Here is a 21797-nt window from a genome sequence, read left to right as displayed (position 1 = left end):
TCGCCGCGCCCAGGCTAGGCGAGCCCGATGAGGTCGAGGTACTCGGGACTCCAGAGGTCCTCGGTGCCGTCGGGCATGATGAGCACCCGCTCGGGGTCGAGCGCCTCGACCGCGCCCTCGTCGTGGCTCACGAGGATCACGGCGCCCTCGTACGCGCCGAGCGCACCGAGGATCTCCTCGCGGCTCGCGGGGTCGAGGTTGTTCGTCGGCTCGTCGAGCAGCAGCAGGTTCGCGCTCGAGACGACGAGCATCGCGAGCGACAGGCGCGTCTTCTCGCCGCCCGAGAGCACGCGCGCCGGCTTGTCGGCGTCGTCGCCCGTGAACAGGAAGGAGCCGAGCACGCGCCGCGCCTCGGTCGCGGTGATGTCGGGCGAGGCCGAGAGCATGTTCTCGAGCACCGAGCGCTCGACGTCGAGCGTCTCGTGCTCCTGCGCGTAGTAGCCGACGCGCAGGCCGTGCCCGCGCTCGATGTGACCCGTGTCGCTCTCGGAGACGCCCGCGAGGATCCGCAGCAGCGTCGTCTTGCCCGCGCCGTTCAGGCCGAGGATCACGACGCGCGAGCCGCGGTCGACCGCGAGGTCGACGGCGGTGAAGATCTCGAGCGACCCGTACGACTTCGACAGGTCTCGGGCGAGGATCGGCGTCTTCCCGACGGGAGCGGGCTTCGGGAAGCGCAGCTTGGCCACGCGGTCGACCGCGCGCTCCTCCTCGAGCCCCGAGCGCATCCGCTCGGCCCTGCGCGCCATCTGCTTCGCCGCGACGGCCTTCGTGGCCTTCGCGCCCATCTTCGCCGCCTGCAGCTCGAGCTGGCCGGCCTGCTTCTCGACGTTCGCGCGCTCGCGCTTGCGGCGCTCGGCGTCGGCCTCCCGCTGGCGCAGGTAGAGCTTCCAGCGCATGTTGTAGATGTCGATGACCTGGCGGTTCGCGTCGAGGTAGAAGACGCGGTTGACCGTCTCCTCGACGAGCTCGACGTCGTGGCTGATCACCATGAGGCCGCCCGAGTAGCCCTTGAGGAACTCCCGCAGCCACGCGACCGAGTCGGCGTCGAGGTGGTTCGTCGGCTCGTCGAGCAGCATCGTGTCGGCGCCGGAGAAGAGGATGCGCGCGAGCTCGATGCGGCGGCGCTGCCCGCCGGAGAGCGTCTCGAGCGGCTGGTCGAGGATGCGGTCGGGCAGCTGCAGGTTCGACGCGATCGCCGCGCCCTCCGCCTCGGCCGCATACCCGCCGAGCGCGAGGAAGCGGTCCTCGAGCCGGCCGTACCGGCGCATCGCCTCGTCGGCGACCGCGCCGCCCTCGGCCATCTGCTCGGTCGCGAGCCGCATGCCCTCGACGAGCTCGCCGAGGCCGCGCGCGTCGAGGATGCGACGGCGGGCGGTCTGCTTCGGGTCGCCGGAGCGCGGGTCCTGCGGCAGGTAGCCGATCTCCCCGCTGCGCTCGATGCGACCGGAGTAGGTGTGCCCGTCGCGGTCGTCGCTCACGCCCGCGAGCACCTTCGTCATGGTGGTCTTCCCCGCGCCGTTCCGGCCGACGAGGCCGATCTTGTCGCCGGCGTCGATGCGGAAGGACACGTCGCTCATGAGCGTGCGCGGACCCACCGACAGCTCGAAGCCGGACACGGCGATCATGCGCGCGGGAGCCTCTCTCGTGGGTGCGGTGCGGGTGCGGCGCGCGTCGAGCGGGCCAGCCGTCCAGCCTACCAGCGAGCCCGGCGCCGCCGCCGCGCCGCGGGCTCAGCGCCAGGGGCGGACGAGCTCGGCGATCGAGTCGGTGAGGGCCGCCTGGAGCCGCGGCCCGAAGCTCACGCGGCGCGCTCCCCCCGCGCGCGTCGCGGCGAGGTCGCCGAAGACGGTGCCCGAGACGGGATGCGCGGTGACGTTGACGGGGAGCGACACGCGCTCGAGGATCGCCGAGACCGCCTCGGCGCTCGGCGGGCGCACCGGGTAGAGCGCCTGCGCGCCCGCCTGCTCCATGAGCTCGCAGCGCAGGATCGCCTGCTCGAGCGGATCGAGCCCGTGGAGGTCGGGCCGCGCGAACGCGTCGGTGCGCCCGTTGATGACGACATCGACGCCCGCCTCGTCGGCCGCGGCGCGCAGCGCGGCGACGTAGTCGGCGTGCTCGTGCGGCTCCCGCATGCGGCCCTGCGCGTGCACGGTGTCCTCGACGTTGAGCCCGACCGCGCCGGCGTCGAGCAGCCGGCCGATGAGCTCGCGCGGCTCAGCGCCGTAGCCCGACTCGAGGTCGGCGCTCACGGGCACGTCGACGGATGCGGTGATGCGGCCGACCGCGTCGAGCGCGTCGTCGAGCGACATCCCCTCGCCGTCGCGCTGCCCGCGCGACTCCGCGACGGGATGGCTCCCGACGGTGATCGCCCGGAACCCGGCGTCGACCAGCGCGCGGGCCGACCACGCGTCCCACGCGGTGGGCAGGACGACGAAGTCGTCGTGCATCGTGAGCAGCTCGGCCGCGAGGCCCGCGAGATCCCTCATGCCCGGAGCCTACGCGGTGCGCCCATATGCTGACGGGGTGACTGCTACCGCGCTCCCGCTCCCCCGCCGTGCCGTGCTCGTCGACGCCCTCGTCGGCCAGCGCTCCCTGGTCAAGGACCTCCTGCTCGTCGCCGCCGGCATCACCGTCGTCGCCGCGCTCGCGCAGGTCGAGATCCCCATGTGGCCGGTGCCGATCACGGGCCAGACGCTCGGCGTCATGCTCGTCGCCGCCTCGCTCGGCTTCCGCCGGGGCGTCGCCGCGATGGTCGGCTACCTCGTGCTCGGCGTCGCGGGGCTGCCGATCTTCGCCGGGTTCACCGGCGGGATCCTCGCGGTCGGGAAGCCGAGCTTCGGCTTCATCATCGGCTTCATCGCGACGGCCGCGGTCGTCGGCTGGCTCGCCGAGCGCCGGTGGGACCGCCGGCCGCTGCTCGCGATCGCGCTCTTCGGGCTCGCGAGCCTCATCCCCTTCGCGTTCGGCGTCCCGTACATGGCGGCGGTCCTCGCGGCGATGGGGTCGCCCGTCGGCGTCGTCGGCGCGCTCGAGCTCGGCGTGCTGCCGTTCATCCTCGGCGGCGTCGTGAAGTGGGCGATCGCCGCGGCGCTCCTGCCCGCCGCGTGGGCGCTCGTGCGGCGCGCCGACCGCAGCGCTCGCTGAGCCCTCGGGGACCGGAGGGCCGCGCAGGGCGCGTAGCGTTGCCGTCATGACCGACGCGAACGACAGCACCCCCGACCACGACGGCGAGCGCTCGACGTTCGCGGGCCTCGGGCTGCCCGCGGGCATCCTCCGCGCGCTCGACGAGGTCGGCTACGAGACGCCCTCGGCGATCCAGGCCGAGACCATCCCGCTCCTGCTCGCAGGTCGCGACCTGATCGGGCTCGCGCAGACGGGCACGGGCAAGACGGCGGCGTTCGCGCTGCCGGTGCTCGCGGCGATCGACGTCGAGCGACGCAGCCCGCAGGCGCTCGTGCTCACCCCCACCCGGGAGCTCGCGGTCCAGGTGTGCGAGGCCTTCGAGCGCTACGCCGCGCACCTGGGCGGCATCCACGTCCTGCCGATCTACGGCGGCCAGGGCTACGGCGTGCAGCTCTCGGCGCTGCGCCGCGGCGTGCACGTCGTGGTCGGCACGCCGGGTCGCATCATGGACCACCTCGCGAAGGGCACGCTCGACCTGTCGGGCCTCACGCACGTCGTGCTCGACGAGGCGGACGAGATGCTGCGGATGGGCTTCGCGGAGGACGTGGACGAGATCCTCCGCGCGACGCCCGCGGAGAAGCAGGTCGCGCTGTTCTCCGCGACCATGCCGCGGCAGATCCGCGCGATCTCGCAGCAGCACCTGCGCGAGCCGGCGGAGGTGACCGTGCGCGCGAGCGCGACGACGACCCCGAGCATCACGCAGCGCGCCCTCATGGTGTCGTACCAGCAGAAGCTCGAGGCGCTCACGCGCGTGCTCGAGGTCGAGCCGTTCGAGGCCGCGATCGTCTTCACCCGCACGCGCAACGAGACCGAGACCGTCGCGGAGCGGCTCCGGGCGCGCGGCTACGCGGCGACCGCCATCTCGGGCGACGTCGCGCAGCCGCAGCGCGAGCGGACGATCGAGCAGCTGCGCTCGGGCGAGCTCGACGTCCTCGTCGCGACGGACGTCGCGGCGCGAGGCCTCGACGTCGAGCGCATCAGCCACGTCATCAACTACGACCTGCCGGTCGACACCGAGTCGTACGTGCACCGCATCGGCCGCACCGGGCGCGCCGGCCGCACGGGCGACGCGATCAGCTTCGTCACGCCGCGCGAGCGCCGCATGCTGAGCGCGATCGAGAAGGCCACGCGCGGCACGGTCGAGGTGATGCCGATGCCGAGCGCCGGCGAGGTGAACGCGACCCGGCTCACCCGCTTCGACGACGCGATCACCGAGGCGCTCGGTCAGACCGATCGCATCGAGCGCTTCCGCGAGATCGTCGCGCACTACGTCGAGCACCACGACGTGCCGCACGAGGACGTCGCCGCGGCCCTCGCCGTGGTCGCCCAGGGCGAGACGCCCCTGCTGCTCGACGAGCGCGCCGACCGGGCGCTCCAGCCGCCGGCGCGCGCCGACCGGGCCGAGCGCGCGGCCCGCTCCGACGACGACCGCGCCGAGCGCCGCTCGCGCCGAGGAGCGTCGGAGACGACGACCTACCGCCTGAACGTGGGCAGCCGGCGCGGCGTCGAGCCCCGCCAGATCGTGGGCGCGCTCGCGAACGAGGGCGGCCTCGGCCGTGACGACTTCGGGCGCATCACGATCCGCTACGACTTCACGCTCGTCGAGCTGCCGGAGCTCGATGCGGGCCAGCTCGAGCGGCTGTCGCAGACGCGCATCCTCGGCGTCCCGATCGACATCCGGGTCGACACCGGTCGTCGTGAGCGGGGCGAGCGCGACGACCGCGGCCCGCGCCGCGACCGCGACGACCGCGCGCCGCGCCGCGACCGTGACGACCGGCCCCCGCGGAAGCCGCGGCACGGGCGGGATCGGTGATCCAGGCCGCGGTGCCCCACCCCTCGCCCCGCCGCCGGGCGAGCCTCGAGGTGCTGCGCGCCGAGGCCGCCGACGAGCGCTCGGTGCTCGTCGAGGAGCGGCTGCGCTCCGGCGAGGACCCGTGGGAGTTCATGTCGGAGCTGCCGAGCGTCGACGAGATCGTCGTGCTCCTGCTGCGAGCCGAGCGCATCGTGCCGCCGTACGCCGTGCGGCCGGGCCACGCCGTGAGCGACCACGTGCTGCGCCGCATCGTCGACGACTACCCGCCGCTCGCGCCGACGGTCTGGGCGATGCTCGAGCCCGCAGAGCCCGAGCGGGCGTGGACGCCGCGCGTCAGCCGCGACGCGGCCTGACCGCCGCCCGGCGCACGACGAAGGGGACGACCGCGGTGGTCGTCCCCTTCGTCGTAGCACGCATCAGATGGTGAAGCCCAACGCCCTCATCATCTCGCGGCCGTCCTCGGTGATCCGCTCGGGACCCCACGGCGGCATCCACACCCAGTTGATCCGGAAGCGCTCGACGATGCCGTCGAGCTTCTCGGCGATCTCCGACTCGATGACGTCGGTGAGCGGGCAGCCGGCCGACGTGAGCGTCATCGAGATGACGAGCGCGTCCTGGTCGTCATCCCACGCAAGGTCGTAGACGAGGCCGAGGTCGACGATGTTGACGTCGAGCTCGGGGTCCACGACGTCCTTGAGGGCCTCGGTGACCGCGTCGAACTTCGCGGCATCGACCTCGACGAGCGCCATCAGACGCCGGCCTTGAGGTAGCGGTCGTAGCCCTCCTCCTCGAGCCGCTCGGCGAGCTCGGGGCCGCCCTGCTCCGCGACCCGGCCGTTGACGAACACGTGCACGTGGTCGGGCTGGATGTAGCGCAGGATGCGGGTGTAGTGGGTGATGAGGAGCACGCCGAGGCCGGTCTCGCCCTTGATGCGGTTCACGCCCTCGGAGACGATGCGGAGCGCGTCGACGTCGAGGCCGGAGTCGGTCTCGTCGAGCACCGCGAAGCGCGGGCGGAGGAGCTCCATCTGCAGGATCTCGTGGCGCTTCTTCTCGCCGCCCGAGAAGCCCTCGTTGACGTTGCGCTCGCCGAACGACGGGTCCATGCGCAGCTGCTCCATGGCGGTGCGCACGTCGCCGATCCACTCGCGCACGCGGGGCGCCTCACCCGACACGGCGGTCTTCGCGGTGCGGAGGAAGTTCGACACGGTGACGCCCGGGATCTCGACCGGGTACTGCATCGCGAGGAAGAGTCCCGCGCGGGCGCGCTCGTCGACGCTCATCTCCAGCACGTCCTCGCCGTCGAGCGTGATCGAGCCGCCGTCGACGGTGTAGCGCGGGTGCCCGGCGATCGTGTACGCGAGCGTCGACTTGCCGGAGCCGTTCGGGCCCATCACCGCGTGTATCTCGTCGGAGCTGATCGTCAGGTCGACGCCTCGGAGGATCTCCTTGTTGCCCTGCTCGGTCTCGATCGAGACACGCAGGTCCTTGATGTCCAGCACGCTCATCGCGCTTCCTTCCTTCGCGGCCGCGGGCCGCGTCACAGCTTCACAGGGTTCTGGACGTCGACGAGCACGTCGTCGCCGTCGATGGTCACGGGGAAGACCGGCACCGGCTCGTAGGCGGGCAGGTTCTTCGGCTTGCCGGTGCGGAGCTCGAACTGCGACCCGTGCGCCCAGCACTCGATCGAGTCGTCCTCGACGAAGCCCTCCGAGAGCGAGATCTCGCCGTGCGTGCACGTGTCGCCGATCGCGTGGATCTCGCCCGCCGAGTCCTTCACGATCGCGACCGCGATGCCGTCGAGCTCGACCTTGACGGCCGAGCTCACCGCGACCTCGTCGACGCCGCACGCGCGCTGGGCGGTCATGCGCCCGCCTTTCTCGCGGGTGCGAGCCCGGCGCCGCGCCGCAGCTCCTCCTCGATCGCCTCGGCGAGGCGCTCCTCGATCTCGGGGACGCCGATCTTCTGCACGATCTCCATGAGGAAGCCGATGACGACGAGGCGACGGGCCTCCTCCTCCTCGATGCCTCGCGACTGCAGGTAGAAGAGCTGCTCGTCGTCGAAGCGACCGGTGGCGGAGGCGTGCCCCGCGCCGGCGATGTCGCCCGTCTGGATCTCGAGGTTCGGGATGCTGTCGGCGCGGGCGCCGTCGGTGAGGACGAGGTTCTGGTTCTTCTCGTAGCTGTCGGTGCCGGTCGCGCCCTTGCCGATGAGCACGTCGCCCACCCACACCGAGCGCGCGCCCTCGCCCTGCAGCGCGCCCTTGTAGAGCACGTCGCCGCGCGTCTCGACGCCCTCGTGGAACAGGAACACCTGGCTCTCGATGTGCTGGCCGCTGTCGGCGAACGACAGGCCGTACATCTCGCCCTCGGCGCGGTGCCCCGCGAGCCGCACCGACGGGTTGACCCGCACGACGCCGCCGCCGAACGAGACGACCATGTGCTTGAGGAACGCGCCCTCGCCGACGACGGCCTGGTGGGCTGCGGCGTGCACCGCGTCGTCCTCCCAGTCCTGCACCGAGATGAGCGTGAGCCGGGCGCCGTCGCGCACGATGACTTCGAGGTTCTGCGCGTACTGCGCCGAGCCGGCGTGGTGCAGCACGACCGTGGCCACCGAGCCGGGCATGGCCTCGACGACGATGTGCGCGTTCGCGTGGCGCTCCGCGCCCGTGCCGCGCAGCCGGACGATGATCGGCTCCGCCTGCTCCTGCCCCTCCGGGAGGCGGATGTGCAGGGCGTTCGGGCAGCGCTTCCAGGCGATCGCGCTGATCGCGTCCTCGGGGCGGAAGACCTCGCCGCGCGGCGCGACGTCGTGGCCCGTCGACTCGACGAGCAGGCCGCGCTCGACGAGCGCGTCGACGTCGTAGTCGATGCCGAGGTCGTCGCCCGACTCGGTCTCCTCGTCGACGAGCAGCGGCGCGAGGCGCTTCAGGTCGGAGAGCCGCCAGTTGACCTCGCGGCCCGTGGGCCTGCCGAAGTCGGCGGGGTCGAACGACGTGGGCCGCTCGGACCGGGTCTGGATGGGGACGAAGGGCTCGGCAGCGGCGAGGTGCGCGGGGGTGGTGTCAGTCGCGGTCATGTCAGCCGACGGATCCTTCCATGCTCATCTCGATGAGCTTGTTGAGCTCGAGCGCGTACTCCATCGGCAGCTCGCGGGCGATCGGCTCGATGAAGCCGCGGACGATCATCGCCATCGCCTCGGTCTCCTCGAGGCCGCGCGACATGAGGTAGAACAGCTGCTCCTCGCTCACCTTCGACACGGTCGCCTCGTGGCCGAGCACGACGTCGTCGACGCGGATGTCGATGGCCGGGTAGGTGTCGGAGCGCGAGATGGTGTCGACGAGCAGGGCGTCGCACACGACGCTGTTCGCCGAGTGGTGGGCGTTCGCGTCGACGCGCACCTCGCCGCGGTAGCCCGCGCGGCCGCCGCCGCGAGCGATCGACTTCGAGACGATCGACGACGTCGTGTAGGGCGCCATGTGGATCATCTTCGCGCCCGCGTCCTGGTGCTGGCCGGGGCCCGCGAACGCGACCGAGAGGGTCTCGCCCTTCGCGCGCTCGCCCACGAGGTAGATCGACGGGTACTTCATCGTGACCTTAGAGCCGATGTTGCCGTCGATCCACTCCATCGTCGCGCCCTCCTCGGCGATGGCGCGCTTGGTGACGAGGTTGTAGACGTTGCTCGACCAGTTCTGGATCGTCGTGTAGCGCACGCGGGCGTTCTTCTTGACGATGATCTCGACGACCGCCGAGTGCAGCGAGTCGCTCGAGTAGATCGGCGCCGTGCAGCCCTCGATGTAGTGCACGTACGAGCCCTCGTCGGCGATGATGAGCGTGCGCTCGAACTGGCCCATGTTCTCGGTGTTGATCCGGAAGTAGGCCTGCAGCGGGATCTCGACGTGGACGCCCTTCGGCACGTAGACGAACGAGCCGCCGGACCACACCGCCGTGTTGAGCGCCGCGAACTTGTTGTCGCCCGCCGGGATCACCGTGCCGAAGTACTCCTCGAAGAACTCGGGGTGCTCCTTGAGCGCGGTGTCGGTGTCCATGAAGATGACGCCCTGGCGCTCCAGGTCCTCCTGGATCTGGTGGTACACGACCTCCGACTCGTACTGCGCGGCGACGCCGGCGACGAGGCGCGAGCGCTCGGCCTCGGGGATGCCGAGCCGGTCGTACGTCGTGCGGATGTCCTCGGGGAGGTCCTCCCACGTGCGCGCCTGGCGCTCCGTCGAGCGCACGAAGTACTTGATGTTGTCGAAGTCGATGCCCGAGATGTCGGCACCCCACGTGGGCATGGGCTTGCGCTCGAACAGCTGCAGCCCCTTGAGCCGGCGCTCGAGCATCCAGTCGGACTCGCTCTTGAGCTCGGAGATCTCGCGGACCACCTGCTCGCTGAGCCCTCGCTTCGCGACGGCTCCGGCCTCGTCGGAGTCGTGCCAGCCGAACTCGTACTGTCCCAGGCTCTCGAGCTCGGGCCGGTCGATCAGGACGTCGGACATCGCTCCCCCTTCCCTCCATGGTCACAACCCGGCGGTGCTCCTCGGCATTCCGCGCGACTCGCGAACCGCCGCTCGGCCATACTTGAAGGGCCTTCGCACATGCCTCGCCCGATTCGGCGCAGGGGTTCGGAGCCGATGGGCTCCCCACGATCCTACCGCGAACGGCAAGGAGAGGTGCATCGTGCTCGAGCGCTCACGGAGCCTGGTCGTCGCGGCCTGGGCGACGCTGGTGTCGCAGATCGTCATCGTCGGGACGGGCGGCGCCGTGCGGCTCACCGGGTCGGGGCTCGGGTGCTCCGAGTGGCCCAACTGCACCCCCGAGTCGTTCACGCCCGTGCCGGAGCAGGGCATCCACGGCATCATCGAGTTCACGAACCGGGTGTGGGGCGGCCTCGTGGTGCTGATCGCCGTCATCATGCTCGTGCTCGCGCTGCGGCACCGCGCCGGGCGCACCGTCGTGACGCTCTCGGCCCTCGTGCTCGGCCTCACGATCGCGCAGGCGCTCATCGGCGCCGTGGTCGTGTGGATGCGGCTGCGGCCCGACACGGTCGGCGTGCACTTCTTCCTCTCCGTCATCCTCGTGGGGCTCTCGGCCGTGCTCGTGTGGCGGGTCGTGATGGGCCCTGCCGGTCCGCGTCCCGAGCTGCGCTGGCAGCCGGTGCTCGTGCACGCGATGACCCTCGCGCTCGCCGTCGTGATCGTCGTGGGCGTGCTCACGACCGGGTCCGGTCCGCACGCCGGGGACGGGGGCGCGGCCCGCAACGGGCTTGACCCCGCGATCATGCAGCACGTGCACGCGTGGCCCGGCTACGCGCTGCTCGCGCTCGTGCTCGCGGTCGTCGCCGTCGCGCGCGCCCGGGGGCCGCTCCTGCACCTGCGGTGGTCGCTCGCGCTGCTCGGCGTCATCCTCGTGCAGATCGTCGTCGGCATCGTGCAGTCGCGCCTCGGGCTGCCGATCGCGCTCGTCGGCATCCACATGGTGCTCTCGGTGGTCGCGACCGCCGTCGGGGCCGCGGTCGTGCTCTCCCTCCGCGCTCCCCGACCGGCGGATGCGCGCGACGACGGGGCGGATGCGCCGTCGGCGGTGGGCGCATGACGGGCGATCGGCCCGTCGACGGCGCCCTCGGGACGGTCCAGCACGGCGCGCGACTGGGCGTGCTCGACATCGGGTCGAACACCGTGCACCTGCTCATCGTCGACATGCGGCTCGGCGGGCGCCCCGTGCCGACCCGCTCGCACAAGCAGACGCTCCGCCTCATGCGGTACCTGCAGGACGACGGCTCGATCAGCGACGAGGGCGTCGCCGCGCTGCTCTCGGCCATCGGCGAGTGCGTCGACATCGCTCGCGCCGAGGCGCTCGACGACTTCGTCGTGATGGCGACGAGCGCGCTGCGCGAGGCGGCGAACGGCGAGGAGGTCGTCGCGCGCATCGAGCGCGAGGCCGAGGTGTCGCTCGACATCCTCTCCGGGCCGGACGAGGCGCGGCTGACGTTCCTCGCGGTGCGCCGCTGGTTCGGCTGGGCGGCGGGCAGGATCCTGCTGCTCGACATCGGCGGCGGCTCGCTCGAGATCGCCGTCGGCGACGACGAGGAGCCCGCGATCGCGCTCTCGGTGCCGCTCGGCGCCGGCCGCAGCACCGTGGGCTTCTTCCACGACGACCCGCCCTCTGCCGCCGACCAGCGGGCGCTGCGCGCCTACGCGAAGGACGTGCTCGAGGACGCCGTCGCGAAGGTCGCGCCCTTCGGTCGCCCGGACCACGTCATCGGGTCGTCGAAGACCATCCGCTCCCTCGCGCGGCTCGCGGGCAACGCGCTCCCGGGCGTCGGCGACGGCGACCGGGCGGTGCTCTCGCGCGCGCAGCTCGACGACTGGGTGCCGCGGCTCGCCCGCATGGACGCCACCTCGCGCACGGCGCTGCCCGGCATCACGACCGACCGCACGTTCCAGATCGTCGCGGGAGGGATCGTGCTGTCCGAGGCGGTGCGCGCCTTCCGCGTCGCCGAGCTCGACGTGAGCCCGTGGGCGCTCCGCGAGGGCCGGCTGCTCCAGATGCTCGACCGCGTCTGAGCGCGGGCGTCACCGACCCGCGATCGACACGACCGCGGCCACGAACGCGGGAAGCGCGACGGCCGCTGCCACCCCGAGCACGAGCCGCCCCAGCAGCACGCCGCGCGTCGACGCCCTCGCCGCGAGCAGTGCCGGGAGCGCCCGTGGCAGCGCCGCGACGCCGAGGGCGCTCACCAGCACGAGCGGCGCCGCGAGCACGGCGGCGATCGCGAGCACCGGGGCGGAGAGCACGAGCCCCGCGACGATCACGGCGCGCGACGTCCGCGTCGGCGCGCTGAGCGCCCGGCTCGCACGGCCGGCGATCGCGGCGACCGCAGCACCGTGCACGACGACGAGCGCCCCGAGCGCGAGCACGGCGAGCCATCCGGGTCCCAGCAGGTCGAAGTCGACGTTGTCCGCTCGCAGCGGGTCGACGAGCGGCGCGCCGATCACGAGCAGCAGCGCGCCGAACGCCCACCCCGCGAGCCGGCCGCGCGGCAACCAGGGCGCTGCGAGCAGGTAGAGCGCGGCCGACGCGAGCGCGAGCGGCAGCGCGCCGAACGCCGCGAGCGCGGCAGTGCCCTCGAGCGTGATCTCGCCGACCACCGCCTGGCCCTCGGTGAGGCGGCCCGTCGCGGAGGGCGAGGTGGCAGCGAGGAGCCGCATCGCGAGCCGACCGCCTGCCGCGGCGATCAGGACGCCGGAGCCCGCGCCGACGATCGCGAGGAGCAGCAGCCATCGCCCGTACAGGGCGAGCGCCGCGCGTCGCGGGCGGCCGGGGGACGCGGGCACGGCGGGCTCGACGAGCCGCTCATCGCCCCACGCGACGGCGAGGGCGACGCCCGCGGCGAGCAGGGCGGCGCACGTGACGATCAGGAGCATCCGCCCTCGACTCTGCAGGTGACGACAGCGGCGACCCTACTGCGGGCGGACGCGTCGCCGCGAGCCCGTCGTCAGAACGGCAGGAGCGGGTCGACGCCGACGGCGAGGAAGATGAGCGTCAGGTACGTGTTCGACGCGTGGAACACGCGCATCGCCCGCACCTCGCGCTCGCCGCGGATCGCGCGCGCGTAGAGGCCGTGCGCCTCCCCCACGAACCACGCGCCCGCGATGACGGCGACGCCGCTGTAGAGCCAGCCCATGCCCCCGACGGGGATGAGCAGGAGCGTGCACGCGAGCGAAGCCCACGCGTAGAGGATCACCTGGATGCCGACCATCGGGCGTCCGCGGACGACCGCGAGCATCGGCACGTCGGCCGCCTCGTAGTCGTCGCGGTACTTCATCGACAGCGGCCAGTAGTGCGCGGGGGTCCAGAGGAACACGAGCGCGAACAGGATCCACGCGGGCCAGTCGAGCGAGCCGGTCACGCCCGCCCAGCCGATCACGACCGGGAAGCAGCCGGCGATCCCGCCCCACACGATGTTCTGCTCGGTGCGGCGCTTCAGCAGCATCGTGTAGACGAGCACGTAGAAGGCGATGGCCGCGATCGACAGCGCCGCGGCGAGCCAGTTCGCGAACACGCCGAGCACGAGCGTCGAGACGACCGCGAGGGTCCACGCGAACGCGCGCGCCTCGGCGACGGAGAGCGCGCCGGTCACGAGCGGGCGGTGCTGCGTGCGGTGCATGACCCGGTCGATGTCGCGATCGATGATCATGTTGAACGCGTTGGCGCTGCCGGCACTGAGGAACCCGCCGACCAGGGTCGCGACGAGCGCGCCGAGCGGCGGCACCCCATCCGCCGCCAGGAACATCGTCGGGAGCGCCGTCACGAGCAGCAGCTCGATCACGCGCGGCTTCGTGAGCGCGACGTAGGCGGCCGCCTTCGCCCGGAGGCTCGCCCGCTGCGCCGGCTCCGCCGCGGGCGCCGCGACGCCGGACGAGGTCGCGTTCGACATGCAGCGGGATCCTGTTCGACGGGGCGGATGGGAGGGGCGAGAGCCGACCTCCATCCTATCCGACGCGCGGCGTCACGGTGCGGGAATGGCCCCGGGCCGCCATGCGCTCGCTCACTATGCTGGTCGGGTCGCATCCCCTCCGCATCGCCGCGGCTCCGTGCCGCCAGAAGAAGGAGCCGCTTTGGCATTCGAATGGACCACCGACGACCAGCGCGCCGTCGACACCGCCCGCGTGCTCGCCGCAGACGCTGTCGAGAAGGTGGGCAACGGCCACCCCGGCACGGCGATGAGCCTCGCGCCCGTCGCGCACCTCCTGTTCCAGAAGGTGATGGACCGCGACCCGGCGGACGACCGCTGGCTCGGACGGGACCGGTTCATCCTCTCGGTCGGCCATTCCTCCCTCACGCAGTACATCCAGCTGTACCTCACCGGCTCCGGGCTCGAGAAGAGCGACCTCGAGGCGCTGCGCACGTGGGGCTCCCGCACGCCGGGCCACCCGGAGTACGGCCACACGAAGGGCGTCGAGATCACGACCGGGCCGCTCGGCCAGGGCCTCGCGTCGGCGGTCGGCTTCGCCTACGCGCAGCGCTTCGAGCGCGAGCTGCTCGACCCCGACACGGCCGACGGCGAGAGCCCCTTCGACCACTACACGTACGTGATCGCCGGCGACGGCGACCTGCAGGAGGGCGTCACGAGCGAGGCAGGCTCGCTCGCGGGCCACCAGCGCCTCGGCCGCCTCATCGCGATCTACGACTCGAACGCCATCTCGATCGAGGACGACGTCGACATCGCCTTCACCGAGGATGTGCGGGCCCGCTACGAGGCGTACGGCTGGCAGGTGCTCGAGGTCGCGTGGCGCACGGGCGACGACCCGGTCGCCGACGAGTACGTCGAGGACGTCGAGGCGCTGCACGCGGCGATCGAGGAGGCGAAGGCCGACACCGGCCGGCCGAGCCTCATCATCCTGAAGACGATCATCGGGTGGCCGGCGCCGACGAAGCAGGGCACCGGCAAGATCCACGGCTCGAAGCTCGGCGCCGACGAGGTCGCCGCGGTCAAGCAGGTGCTCGGCTTCGACCCCGAGCGCACCTTCCAGGTCGAGGACGCCGTCATCGAGTACACGCGCCAGCACGCCGCGCAGCGCGCCGAGCACGCGCGCACCGCGTGGCAGCGCCGCTTCGACATCTGGGCGAAGGCGAACCCCGAGCGCAAGGCGCTCCTCGACCGGCTGCTCTCGGGCGCGCTCCCGGACGGGGTCGAGGATGCGCTGCCGACGTTCGAGGCGGGCACCGAGGTCTCGACCCGCGCCGCGTCCGGCAAGGTGCTCAACGCGCTCGCCGACGTGCTGCCCGAGCTGTGGGGCGGCTCGGCGGACCTCGCGGAGTCGAACAACACGACGCTCGAGGGCAAGGGCTCGTTCGCGCCCGCCGACCACGCGACCACCGCGTGGCCCGACGCCTCCCCCGCGGGCCGCACGATGCACTTCGGCATCCGCGAGCACGCCATGGCCGCGATCCTCAACGGCATCGTGCTGCACGGGCCCACGCGCCCCTACGGCGGCACGTTCCTCATCTTCAGCGACTACCAGCGCCCGGCGCTGCGGCTCGCGGCGCTCATGGGCGTGCACCCCATCCACGTCTGGACGCACGACTCGGTCGCGCTCGGCGAGGACGGCCCGACGCACCAGCCGATCGAGCAGCTCGCGACGCTGCGCGCGATCCCCGGCTTCGAGGTCGTGCGGCCCTCCGACGCGAACGAGACGGCGTGGGCGTGGAAGACGATCCTCGAGCGCCGCGACCGGCCCGTGGGCATCGCCCTCACCCGCCAGAACATCCCCGTGCTCGAGCGCGGCGACGGCGACGCGACGGGCGATGCGCTCGCGCACGCCTCCAACGTCGCGAAGGGCGCGTACGTGCTCGCCGAGGCGCGCGGCGGCTCCCCCGACGTGATCCTCATCGCGACGGGCTCCGAGGTGCAGCTCGCGCTCGCCGCGCGTGAGCAGCTCCAGGCCGACGGCATCGCGGCGCGCGTCGTCGCCGCGCCGTCGCTCGAGTGGTTCGCCGAGCAGAGCGACGAGTACCGCGAGTCGGTGCTGCCGGCGGGCGTCCGCGCGCGCGTGTCGGTCGAGGCCGGCTCCGCGCTCACGTGGCGCGGCATCGTCGGCGACGCGGGCCGCTCGGTCGCGATCGACCACTTCGGCGCGAGCGCCGACTGGCAGACGCTCTTCCGCGAGTTCGGCTTCACCGCCGAGGCGGTCGCGCAGGCCGCTCGCGAATCCATCGAGGCAGCCCGCTGAGCGGGCCGGCAGGAGGCACGGACATGAACGAGAACACGCAGGCCCTCTCCGACGCGGGCGTCAGCATCTGGCTCGACGACCTCTCCCGCGAGCGCATCACGAGCGGCACGCTCGCGGCGCTCATCACCGACCGCAACGTCGTGGGCGTCACGACCAACCCGACGATCTTCGCGAACGCGATCGCGAAGGGCGAGTCCTACGAGGCGGCGATCCACGAGCTCGCCGCCGACGGGGCGGGCGTCGACGAGGTCATCACGGCGCTCACGACCGAGGACGTCGCCGAGGCATGCGACCTCTTCGCCGACGTCTACGCATCCACCGCGGGCTTCGACGGCCGCGTGTCGATCGAGGTCGAGCCGGGTCTCGCGCGCGACACCGCGGGCACCGTCGCGCAGGCGGCCGAGCTCCACGAGCGCGTCGGCCGCGAGAACGTGCTCATCAAGATCCCCGCGACGCAGGAGGGGCTCGAGGCGATCGCCGCGACGATCGGCGCGGGCATCAGCGTCAACGTGACGCTGATCTTCTCGCTCGACCGCTACCGCGACGTCATCAACGCCTACCTCACGGGCCTCGAGCGCGCCCAGCAGGCCGGGCACGACCTCTCGAGCATCCACTCGGTCGCATCGTTCTTCGTCTCGCGCGTCGACACGGAGATCGACAAGCGCCTGGACGCGATCGGCACCGACGAGGCGCTCGCGCTCAAGGGCAAGGCGGGCGTCGCGAACGCGCACCTCGCCTACCGCGTCTGGCAGGAGGCCTTCGCGACCGAGCGCGCGCAGACGCTGCTCGCCGCGGGCGCCAACACCCAGCGGCCGCTGTGGGCGTCGACGGGGGTCAAGGACCCGTCGCTGCCCGACACGCTCTACGTCACCGAGCTCGTCGCGCCGCAGACCGTCAACACGATGCCCGAGAAGACGCTCGAGGCGGTCGCCGACCACGGCGAGATCGCGGGCGACCGCGTCTCCGGCCGCGGTGACGAGGCCGAGGCGGTGCTCGACGCGCTCGAGCGCGTCGGCGTCTCGTACACCGAGGTCGTCGAGCTGCTCGAGCGCGAGGGCCTCGAGAAGTTCGACGCATCGTGGGCAGAGCTCGTCGAGACCGTCCAGGGCCACCTCGACTCGGCGGGAGCGGGCGCATGACCTTCATCATCACGGCCTCGGGGCCCGCGAAGGAGGCGATCGACCGGGTCGTGCCGCAGCTCGTCGTCGACGGCGTCGCCGGGCGGCTCGTCTCGGGCGACGCGACCCTGTGGGGCGAGGCCGCCGAGGCCGAGGCGTCCATCCGGCTCGGCTGGGTCGAGGCGGCCGCCTCGAGCGCGGGCCTCGTCGACGACATCGAGGCGCTCCGCAAGCAGCTGCGCCAGCACGGCGTCGACCGCATCGCGCTCGCGGGCATGGGGGGCTCGTCGCTCGCGCCCGAGGTCATCACCCGCACCGAGGGCGTGCACCTCACGGTGCTCGACTCGACCGAGCCCGGCCAGGTGCGCCGGGCGCTGCGCGACGGCCTCGCCCGCACCGCGCTCGTCGTCTCGTCGAAGTCGGGGTCGACGCTCGAGACCGACAGCCAGCGCCGCGCGTTCGAGCAGGCCTACCGCGACTCCGGCATCGACCCGATCGACCGGATCATCGTCGTGACGGACCCCGGCTCCCCGCTCGACCAGGACGCGCGGCGCGCCGGCTACCGCGTGTTCAACGCCGACCCGAACGTCGGCGGCCGCTACTCCGCGCTCACCGCGTTCGGCATCGTGCCCGCGGGGCTCGCGGGCGTCGATGTGCGCGAGCTCCTCGCGGAGGCGCTCGCCGCGCTCCCCGAGATCTCGGAGGACGCCGAGGACAACCCGGGCCTGCGGCTCGCCGCGGCGATCGCGGGCACGCGGCCGCTGCGCGACAAGATCGGCTTCGTCGCCGACGGCACGCACATCGTCGGCCTCGGCGACTGGGCGGAGCAGCTCATCGCGGAGTCGACCGGCAAGGACGGCGTCGGCCTGCTGCCCGTCGTGCTCGAGAAGGACGCGCCCGAGCTCTCGGCCGACCTGCCCGACCTCCAGGTCGTGCGGCTCGTCGGCTCCGCGCGCGAGGCGCAGCACGTCGCGCACGGCGAGATCGAGGTCGCCGGCACGCTCGGCGCGCAGCTGCTCGTGTGGGAGTTCGCGACCGCCGTCGCCGGCCGGCTGCTCGGCATCAACCCGTTCGACCAGCCGGACGTCGAGTCGGCGAAGGTCGCGGCCCGCGGCCTGCTCGACGCGCTCGAGCCGCCCGCGGCTCCCGGCGCCGTCGATGCGGGCGTCGAGCTGCGCGGCACCCCGGGCGTCGTGCGCGACTCGCTCGAGGCCTCCGTGGACGCGCTGCTCGCGAGCCTCGGCGCCGACGGCTACCTCGCGATCCACGCCTACCTCGATCGCATCGGGCAGCCGCGCTTCGAGCGGCTGCGGGCGGCGTTCGCCGCGCGCACCGGTCGGCCGGTGACCTTCGGCTGGGGGCCGCGCTTCCTGCACTCGACCGGGCAGTACCACAAGGGCGGCACGCCGAACGGCGTCTTCCTGCAGCTCCTCGGGCAGCCGCACGAGGACCTCGAGATCCCCGGTCGGCCGTTCACGTTCGGGCAGCTGCTCCAGGCGCAGGCGTCGGGCGACGCGAGCGTGCTGGCCGAGCACGGCAGGCCCGTGCTCACGCTCACGCTCCCCGACCTCGACGAGGGGCTCGACCGGCTCCTCGCGCTCGCCTCGCGATGACCGCGCCGGCGGCCGAGGGCGCCGTCGAGATCGCCGCAGGCCAGAACCCGCTGCGCGACCCGTCCGACCAGCGCCTCACGCGCATCCCGGGCCCCAACGCGATGACGTTCTTCGGCGTCACGGGCGACCTCGCGCGGAAGAAGCTGCTGCCGGCCGTCTACGACCTCGCGAACCGCGGGCTGCTGCCGCCGGGCTTCGGCCTCGTCGGCTTCGGCCGGCGCGAGTGGAGCGACGAGTCGTTCGCGGCCATGGTGCGCGAGGCGGTGCAGCAGCACGCCCGCACCGCGTTCCGGGAGTCGGTGTGGCGGCAGCTCGCCGAGGGCATCCGCTTCGTGCAGGGCGACTTCGACGACGACGCGGCCTTCGACCGGCTCGCCGAGGTGCTCGCCGAGCTCGACGAGACGCGCGGCACGATGGGGAACCACGCGTTCTACCTCTCCATCCCCCCGAACGCGTTCCCGCTCGTCACGCAGCAGCTCAAGCGCTCGGGGCTCGCGGAGGGCGAGGGCGACCGGTGGCGGCGCGTCGTGATCGAGAAGCCGTTCGGGCACGACCTCGAATCGGCCCGCGAGCTCAACCAGGTGGTCGAGTCGGTGTTCCCCGCCGACAGCGTGTTCCGCATCGACCACTACCTCGGTAAGGAGACGGTGCAGAACATCCTCGCGCTGCGGTTCGCGAACGCGCTGTGGGAGCCGATCTGGAACGCGAATCACATCGACCACGTGCAGATCACGATGGCGGAGGACATCGGGGTCGGCGGCCGCGCGGGCTACTACGACGGCATCGGCGCCGCGCGCGACGTGATCCAGAACCACCTCCTGCAGCTCTTCGCGCTCACCGCGATGGAGGAGCCCGTGTCGTTCGACGCGGCCGACCTCCGCGTCGAGAAGGAGAAGGTGCTGCGCGCGGCGCGCGTGCCGCTGCCGCTCGCCCGCTCGAGCGCGCGCGGGCAGTACGACGCCGGCTGGCACGGCGGGACGCTCGTGAAGGGCTTCCTGCAGGAGGAGGGCATGCGGCCCGACTCCACGACCGAGACGTTCGCGGCGATCAAGCTCGAGGTCGACACGCGCCGCTGGTCGGGCGTGCCGTTCTACCTGCGGGCGGGCAAGCGGCTCGGGCGCCGGGTGACCGAGATCGCGATCGTCTTCAAGCGCGCCTCGCAGTACCTGTTCGAGGAGTCCGACATCCGCACGATGAGCGAGAACGCGCTCGTCATCCGCGTGCAGCCCGACGAGGGCGTCTCGATGCGCTTCGGCTCGAAGGTCCCGGGCCCGGGGATGCACGTGCGCGACGTCACGATGGACTTCGGCTACGGCCACGCGTTCACCGAGGAGAGCCCCGAGGCGTACGAGCGGCTCATCCTCGACGTGCTGCTCGGCGACCCGCCGCTGTTCCCCCGGCACGAGGAGGTCGAGCTCTCCTGGCGGATCCTCGACCCGATCGAGGAGCACTGGGAGGCGGAGGGCGGACCGATCGACCAGTACGCGCCCGGCTCGTGGGGTCCGCGCAGCGCCCACGACCTGCTCGCGCGCGACGGACGGCACTGGAGGCGACCGTGATCATCCGACTCTCCCGCACGACGACCGCCGAGGTGCAGCGGCGGATGCTCGAGATCCGCGAGGAGGGCGGCGTCGTCGCGCTCGGCCGCGTGCTCACGCTCGTCATCCACACGCAGATCGGGGCCGAGGAGGAGGCGATCCGCGCCGCGAACCAGGCCTCGCGCGAGCACCCCATGCGCGTCATCGTGGTCTCCCGCAACCCGGACCACGTGAACGCGAACGAGGAGCCGCGGCTCGACGCCGAGCTGCGCGTGGGCGCCGACGCCGGGGCGAGCGAGGTCGTGCTGCTGCAGTGCTACGGCGAGCTCGGGTCCCACCTGCTCGGCATCGTGCAGGGGCTGCTCCTGCCCGACGCGCCCGTCGTCGCGTGGTGGCCGAGCTTCATGCCCGAGACGCCCTCCGCGTCGCAGCTCGGGCAGATCTCGCAGCGCCGCATCACCGACTCGGGCAAGCAGGCCGACCCGCGCGCGGCGATCCTCGCCCTCGCGGGCTGCTACCAGCCGGGCGACACCGACCTCGCGTGGACGCGCCTGACGAACTGGCGCGCCCACCTCGCGGCGCTCCTCGACCAGCCGCCGTTCGAGCCGGTGCACGGCGGGCTCGTCTCCGGCGACCTCTCGAACCCGAGCGTGCACCTCATGGCCGCGTGGCTGCAGCTGCGCCTGCAGGTGCCGATCGACAAGGTCGAGGCGGGCGACACGCCCACCGGCTCGAGCGGGCTGCACGCGGTCGAGCTGCACCGCACGAGCGGCGAGTCGTCGCTCACGCGCGTGCGCGACTCGGTCGGCGTGCTCCGGCAGCCCGGCCAGCCGGAGCACCACGTCGCGCTCTCGACCCGCGGGCTCGAGGATCAGCTCGCCGAGGAGCTGCGCAAGCTCGCGCCCGACGACATGTACCGGCAGGTGCTCCTCTCGACTCGCGGCGGCGACCGATGAGGCGCACGGTCCACGCCGACCGCGCCGCGCTCGTGCGCGAGACCGCTCGCGAGCTCGCGGAGCTCATCGAGGCGAGCGTCGCCGCGCGGGGCCGCGCGGCCATCGCGCTCACCGGCGGCTCGGTCGGCACCGAGCTCCTCGCCGCGCTCGCGGAGCTCCCCGTCGACTGGTCGCGCGTCGCCCTGACCTGGAGCGATGAGCGCTTCGTCGACGCGGCCTCCCCCGACCGGAACGCGCGGCAGGCCCGCGAGGCGCTGCTCGACCGCGTGCCCATCCCCGCCGAGCACGTGCTCGAGCTGCCGGCGGCTGGCGCCACGAGCCTCGACGAGGCGGCGGCGCGCGCGTCCGAGCTGCTCGAGCGGCTCGGCGCGATCGACGTGACGCTCCTCGGCATGGGTCCGGACGCCCACGTCGCCTCGCTCTTCCCCGGGCTCCCGGGGGTGCACGAGCGCGGTGCGCGCATCATCGCCGTGCGCGACTCCCCCAAGCCGCCGCCCGAGCGCCTGAGCTTCACGCTCGACGCGATCAACGCATCCGACCGGGTGTGGCTCGTCGTCGCCGGCGCCGACAAGGCGGATGCGGTGGCGCGCGTGCTCGACGGCGCCGACGTCGCCGAGGCGCCCGCCTCGGGCGTCGCGGGCCGGCTCGAGACGCGGATCGTGCTCGACGCCGCCGCTGCCTCGCGCCTCTAGCGGTCCGGACGCGCGCGGGTGCGGCGTGTGAGTGGCGGTTGCGGCGTGTGAGTGGCGGTTGCGGCGTGTGAGTGGCGGTTGCGGCGTGTGAGTGGCGGCCGTCGTGCGGGAGGCCCCGCTCAGGTCCGGGAGGCGCCGCTCAGGTCCGGG

Annotated in this window: 20 protein-coding genes; 11 read left to right on the top strand and 9 right to left on the bottom strand. The window is 72.9% G+C overall.

Annotation, left to right across the window (positions count from 1 at the left end; all coding sequences use genetic code 11):
* Positions 1-14: 14 nt before the first annotated feature.
* The gene (locus NWP09_RS00750) at positions 15-1625 is read right to left on the bottom strand and encodes an ABC-F family ATP-binding cassette domain-containing protein (protein WP_258273633.1); all 1611 of its coding nucleotides are present in this window, start codon (positions 1623-1625) and stop codon (positions 15-17) included.
* A gap of 105 nt (positions 1626-1730) precedes the next feature.
* A complete protein-coding gene (locus tag NWP09_RS00745) occupies positions 1731-2486 on the bottom strand; it encodes an isocitrate lyase/phosphoenolpyruvate mutase family protein (protein ID WP_258273632.1) in 756 nt (251 codons plus the stop codon).
* 37 nt (positions 2487-2523) lie between these two features.
* On the opposite strand from NWP09_RS00745, the gene NWP09_RS00740 reads away from it, so the two are divergent.
* The 3 genes from NWP09_RS00740 to NWP09_RS00730 are packed head-to-tail and all read left to right on the top strand — an operon-like array spanning position 2524 to position 5349.
* A complete protein-coding gene (locus NWP09_RS00740) occupies positions 2524-3144 on the top strand; it encodes a biotin transporter BioY (protein WP_258273631.1) in 621 nt (206 codons plus the stop codon).
* 46 nt (positions 3145-3190) lie between these two features.
* Complete coding sequence (locus tag NWP09_RS00735) at positions 3191-4996, top strand: DEAD/DEAH box helicase (RefSeq protein WP_258273630.1); 1806 nt, start codon at positions 3191-3193, stop codon at positions 4994-4996.
* Positions 4993-5349: a tryptophan synthase subunit alpha gene (locus tag NWP09_RS00730; protein WP_258273629.1), complete on the top strand. Its 357-nt coding sequence runs from the start codon at positions 4993-4995 to the stop codon at positions 5347-5349. Before NWP09_RS00735 ends, NWP09_RS00730 begins: the two co-directional genes overlap by 4 nt.
* 63 nt (positions 5350-5412) lie before the next feature.
* Here the strand turns inward: NWP09_RS00730 and NWP09_RS00725 are convergent, their stop codons facing one another.
* From NWP09_RS00725 to sufB, 5 genes are read right to left on the bottom strand one after another with little or no spacing between them, the layout of a single operon-like run.
* Entirely contained in the window at positions 5413-5745 is a 333-nt protein-coding gene (locus tag NWP09_RS00725) for a metal-sulfur cluster assembly factor (protein WP_258273628.1), read from the bottom strand.
* Positions 5745-6503, bottom strand: coding sequence for a Fe-S cluster assembly ATPase SufC (sufC, locus tag NWP09_RS00720; RefSeq protein ID WP_258273627.1), 759 nt, complete (start codon positions 6501-6503; stop codon positions 5745-5747). Before sufC ends, NWP09_RS00725 begins: the two co-directional genes overlap by 1 nt.
* A 32-nt stretch (positions 6504-6535) precedes the next feature.
* Entirely contained in the window at positions 6536-6862 is a 327-nt protein-coding gene (locus tag NWP09_RS00715) for a non-heme iron oxygenase ferredoxin subunit (RefSeq protein ID WP_258273626.1), read from the bottom strand.
* The gene (gene sufD / locus NWP09_RS00710; protein WP_258273625.1) at positions 6859-8073 is read right to left on the bottom strand and encodes a Fe-S cluster assembly protein SufD; all 1215 of its coding nucleotides are present in this window, start codon (positions 8071-8073) and stop codon (positions 6859-6861) included. Before sufD ends, NWP09_RS00715 begins: the two co-directional genes overlap by 4 nt.
* A 1-nt stretch (position 8074) precedes the next feature.
* Positions 8075-9493, bottom strand: coding sequence for a Fe-S cluster assembly protein SufB (gene sufB / locus NWP09_RS00705; RefSeq protein ID WP_258273624.1), 1419 nt, complete (start codon positions 9491-9493; stop codon positions 8075-8077).
* Between the two features lie 181 nt (positions 9494-9674).
* Here sufB and NWP09_RS00700 point away from each other — a divergent pair, with 181 nt between their 5' ends.
* Positions 9675-10589, top strand: coding sequence for a heme A synthase (locus NWP09_RS00700; RefSeq protein WP_258273623.1), 915 nt, complete (start codon positions 9675-9677; stop codon positions 10587-10589).
* Positions 10586-11560 (top strand): Ppx/GppA phosphatase family protein, encoded by a 975-nt coding sequence (locus NWP09_RS00695; protein ID WP_258273622.1) that lies wholly within the window; start codon positions 10586-10588, stop codon positions 11558-11560. The genes NWP09_RS00700 and NWP09_RS00695 overlap by 4 nt, the downstream gene beginning before the upstream one ends.
* Before the next feature lie 9 nt (positions 11561-11569).
* Here NWP09_RS00695 and NWP09_RS00690 read toward each other — a convergent pair whose 3' ends face one another.
* Together NWP09_RS00690 and NWP09_RS00685 are read right to left on the bottom strand one after the other, a co-directional pair.
* Complete coding sequence (locus NWP09_RS00690; RefSeq protein ID WP_258273621.1) at positions 11570-12421, bottom strand: hypothetical protein; 852 nt, start codon at positions 12419-12421, stop codon at positions 11570-11572.
* A gap of 71 nt (positions 12422-12492) precedes the next feature.
* Entirely contained in the window at positions 12493-13434 is a 942-nt protein-coding gene (locus tag NWP09_RS00685; protein WP_258273620.1) for a heme o synthase, read from the bottom strand.
* Positions 13435-13615: 181 nt separating this feature from the next.
* Between NWP09_RS00685 and tkt the strand changes: the two genes are divergently transcribed.
* From tkt to pgl, 6 genes are read left to right on the top strand one after another with little or no spacing between them, the layout of a single operon-like run.
* Positions 13616-15730, top strand: a complete 2115-nt coding sequence (tkt, locus tag NWP09_RS00680; protein ID WP_258273619.1) for a transketolase — start codon at positions 13616-13618, stop codon at positions 15728-15730.
* Between the two features lie 23 nt (positions 15731-15753).
* A complete protein-coding gene (gene tal / locus NWP09_RS00675; RefSeq protein WP_258273618.1) occupies positions 15754-16869 on the top strand; it encodes a transaldolase in 1116 nt (371 codons plus the stop codon).
* Positions 16866-18461 carry a glucose-6-phosphate isomerase gene (locus NWP09_RS00670; RefSeq protein ID WP_258273617.1) on the top strand — a complete coding sequence of 532 codons (1596 nt, stop codon included), beginning with the start codon at positions 16866-16868 and terminating at the stop codon, positions 18459-18461. Before tal ends, NWP09_RS00670 begins: the two co-directional genes overlap by 4 nt.
* The gene (gene zwf, locus NWP09_RS00665; protein ID WP_258273616.1) at positions 18458-20020 is read left to right on the top strand and encodes a glucose-6-phosphate dehydrogenase; all 1563 of its coding nucleotides are present in this window, start codon (positions 18458-18460) and stop codon (positions 20018-20020) included. Before NWP09_RS00670 ends, zwf begins: the two co-directional genes overlap by 4 nt.
* Positions 20017-20955: a glucose-6-phosphate dehydrogenase assembly protein OpcA gene (locus NWP09_RS00660; RefSeq protein ID WP_258273615.1), complete on the top strand. Its 939-nt coding sequence runs from the start codon at positions 20017-20019 to the stop codon at positions 20953-20955. Before zwf ends, NWP09_RS00660 begins: the two co-directional genes overlap by 4 nt.
* The gene (pgl, locus tag NWP09_RS00655) at positions 20952-21647 is read left to right on the top strand and encodes a 6-phosphogluconolactonase (RefSeq protein ID WP_258273614.1); all 696 of its coding nucleotides are present in this window, start codon (positions 20952-20954) and stop codon (positions 21645-21647) included. Before NWP09_RS00660 ends, pgl begins: the two co-directional genes overlap by 4 nt.
* Positions 21648-21797: the final 150 nt, after the last annotated feature.

The organism is Agrococcus sp. HG114 (assembly GCF_024723325.1).
GTDB lineage: Bacteria > Actinomycetota > Actinomycetes > Actinomycetales > Microbacteriaceae > Agrococcus.
The sequence above is the reverse complement of the archived record's forward strand: the minus strand, read 5'-3'. Positions and strand labels throughout refer to the sequence as shown.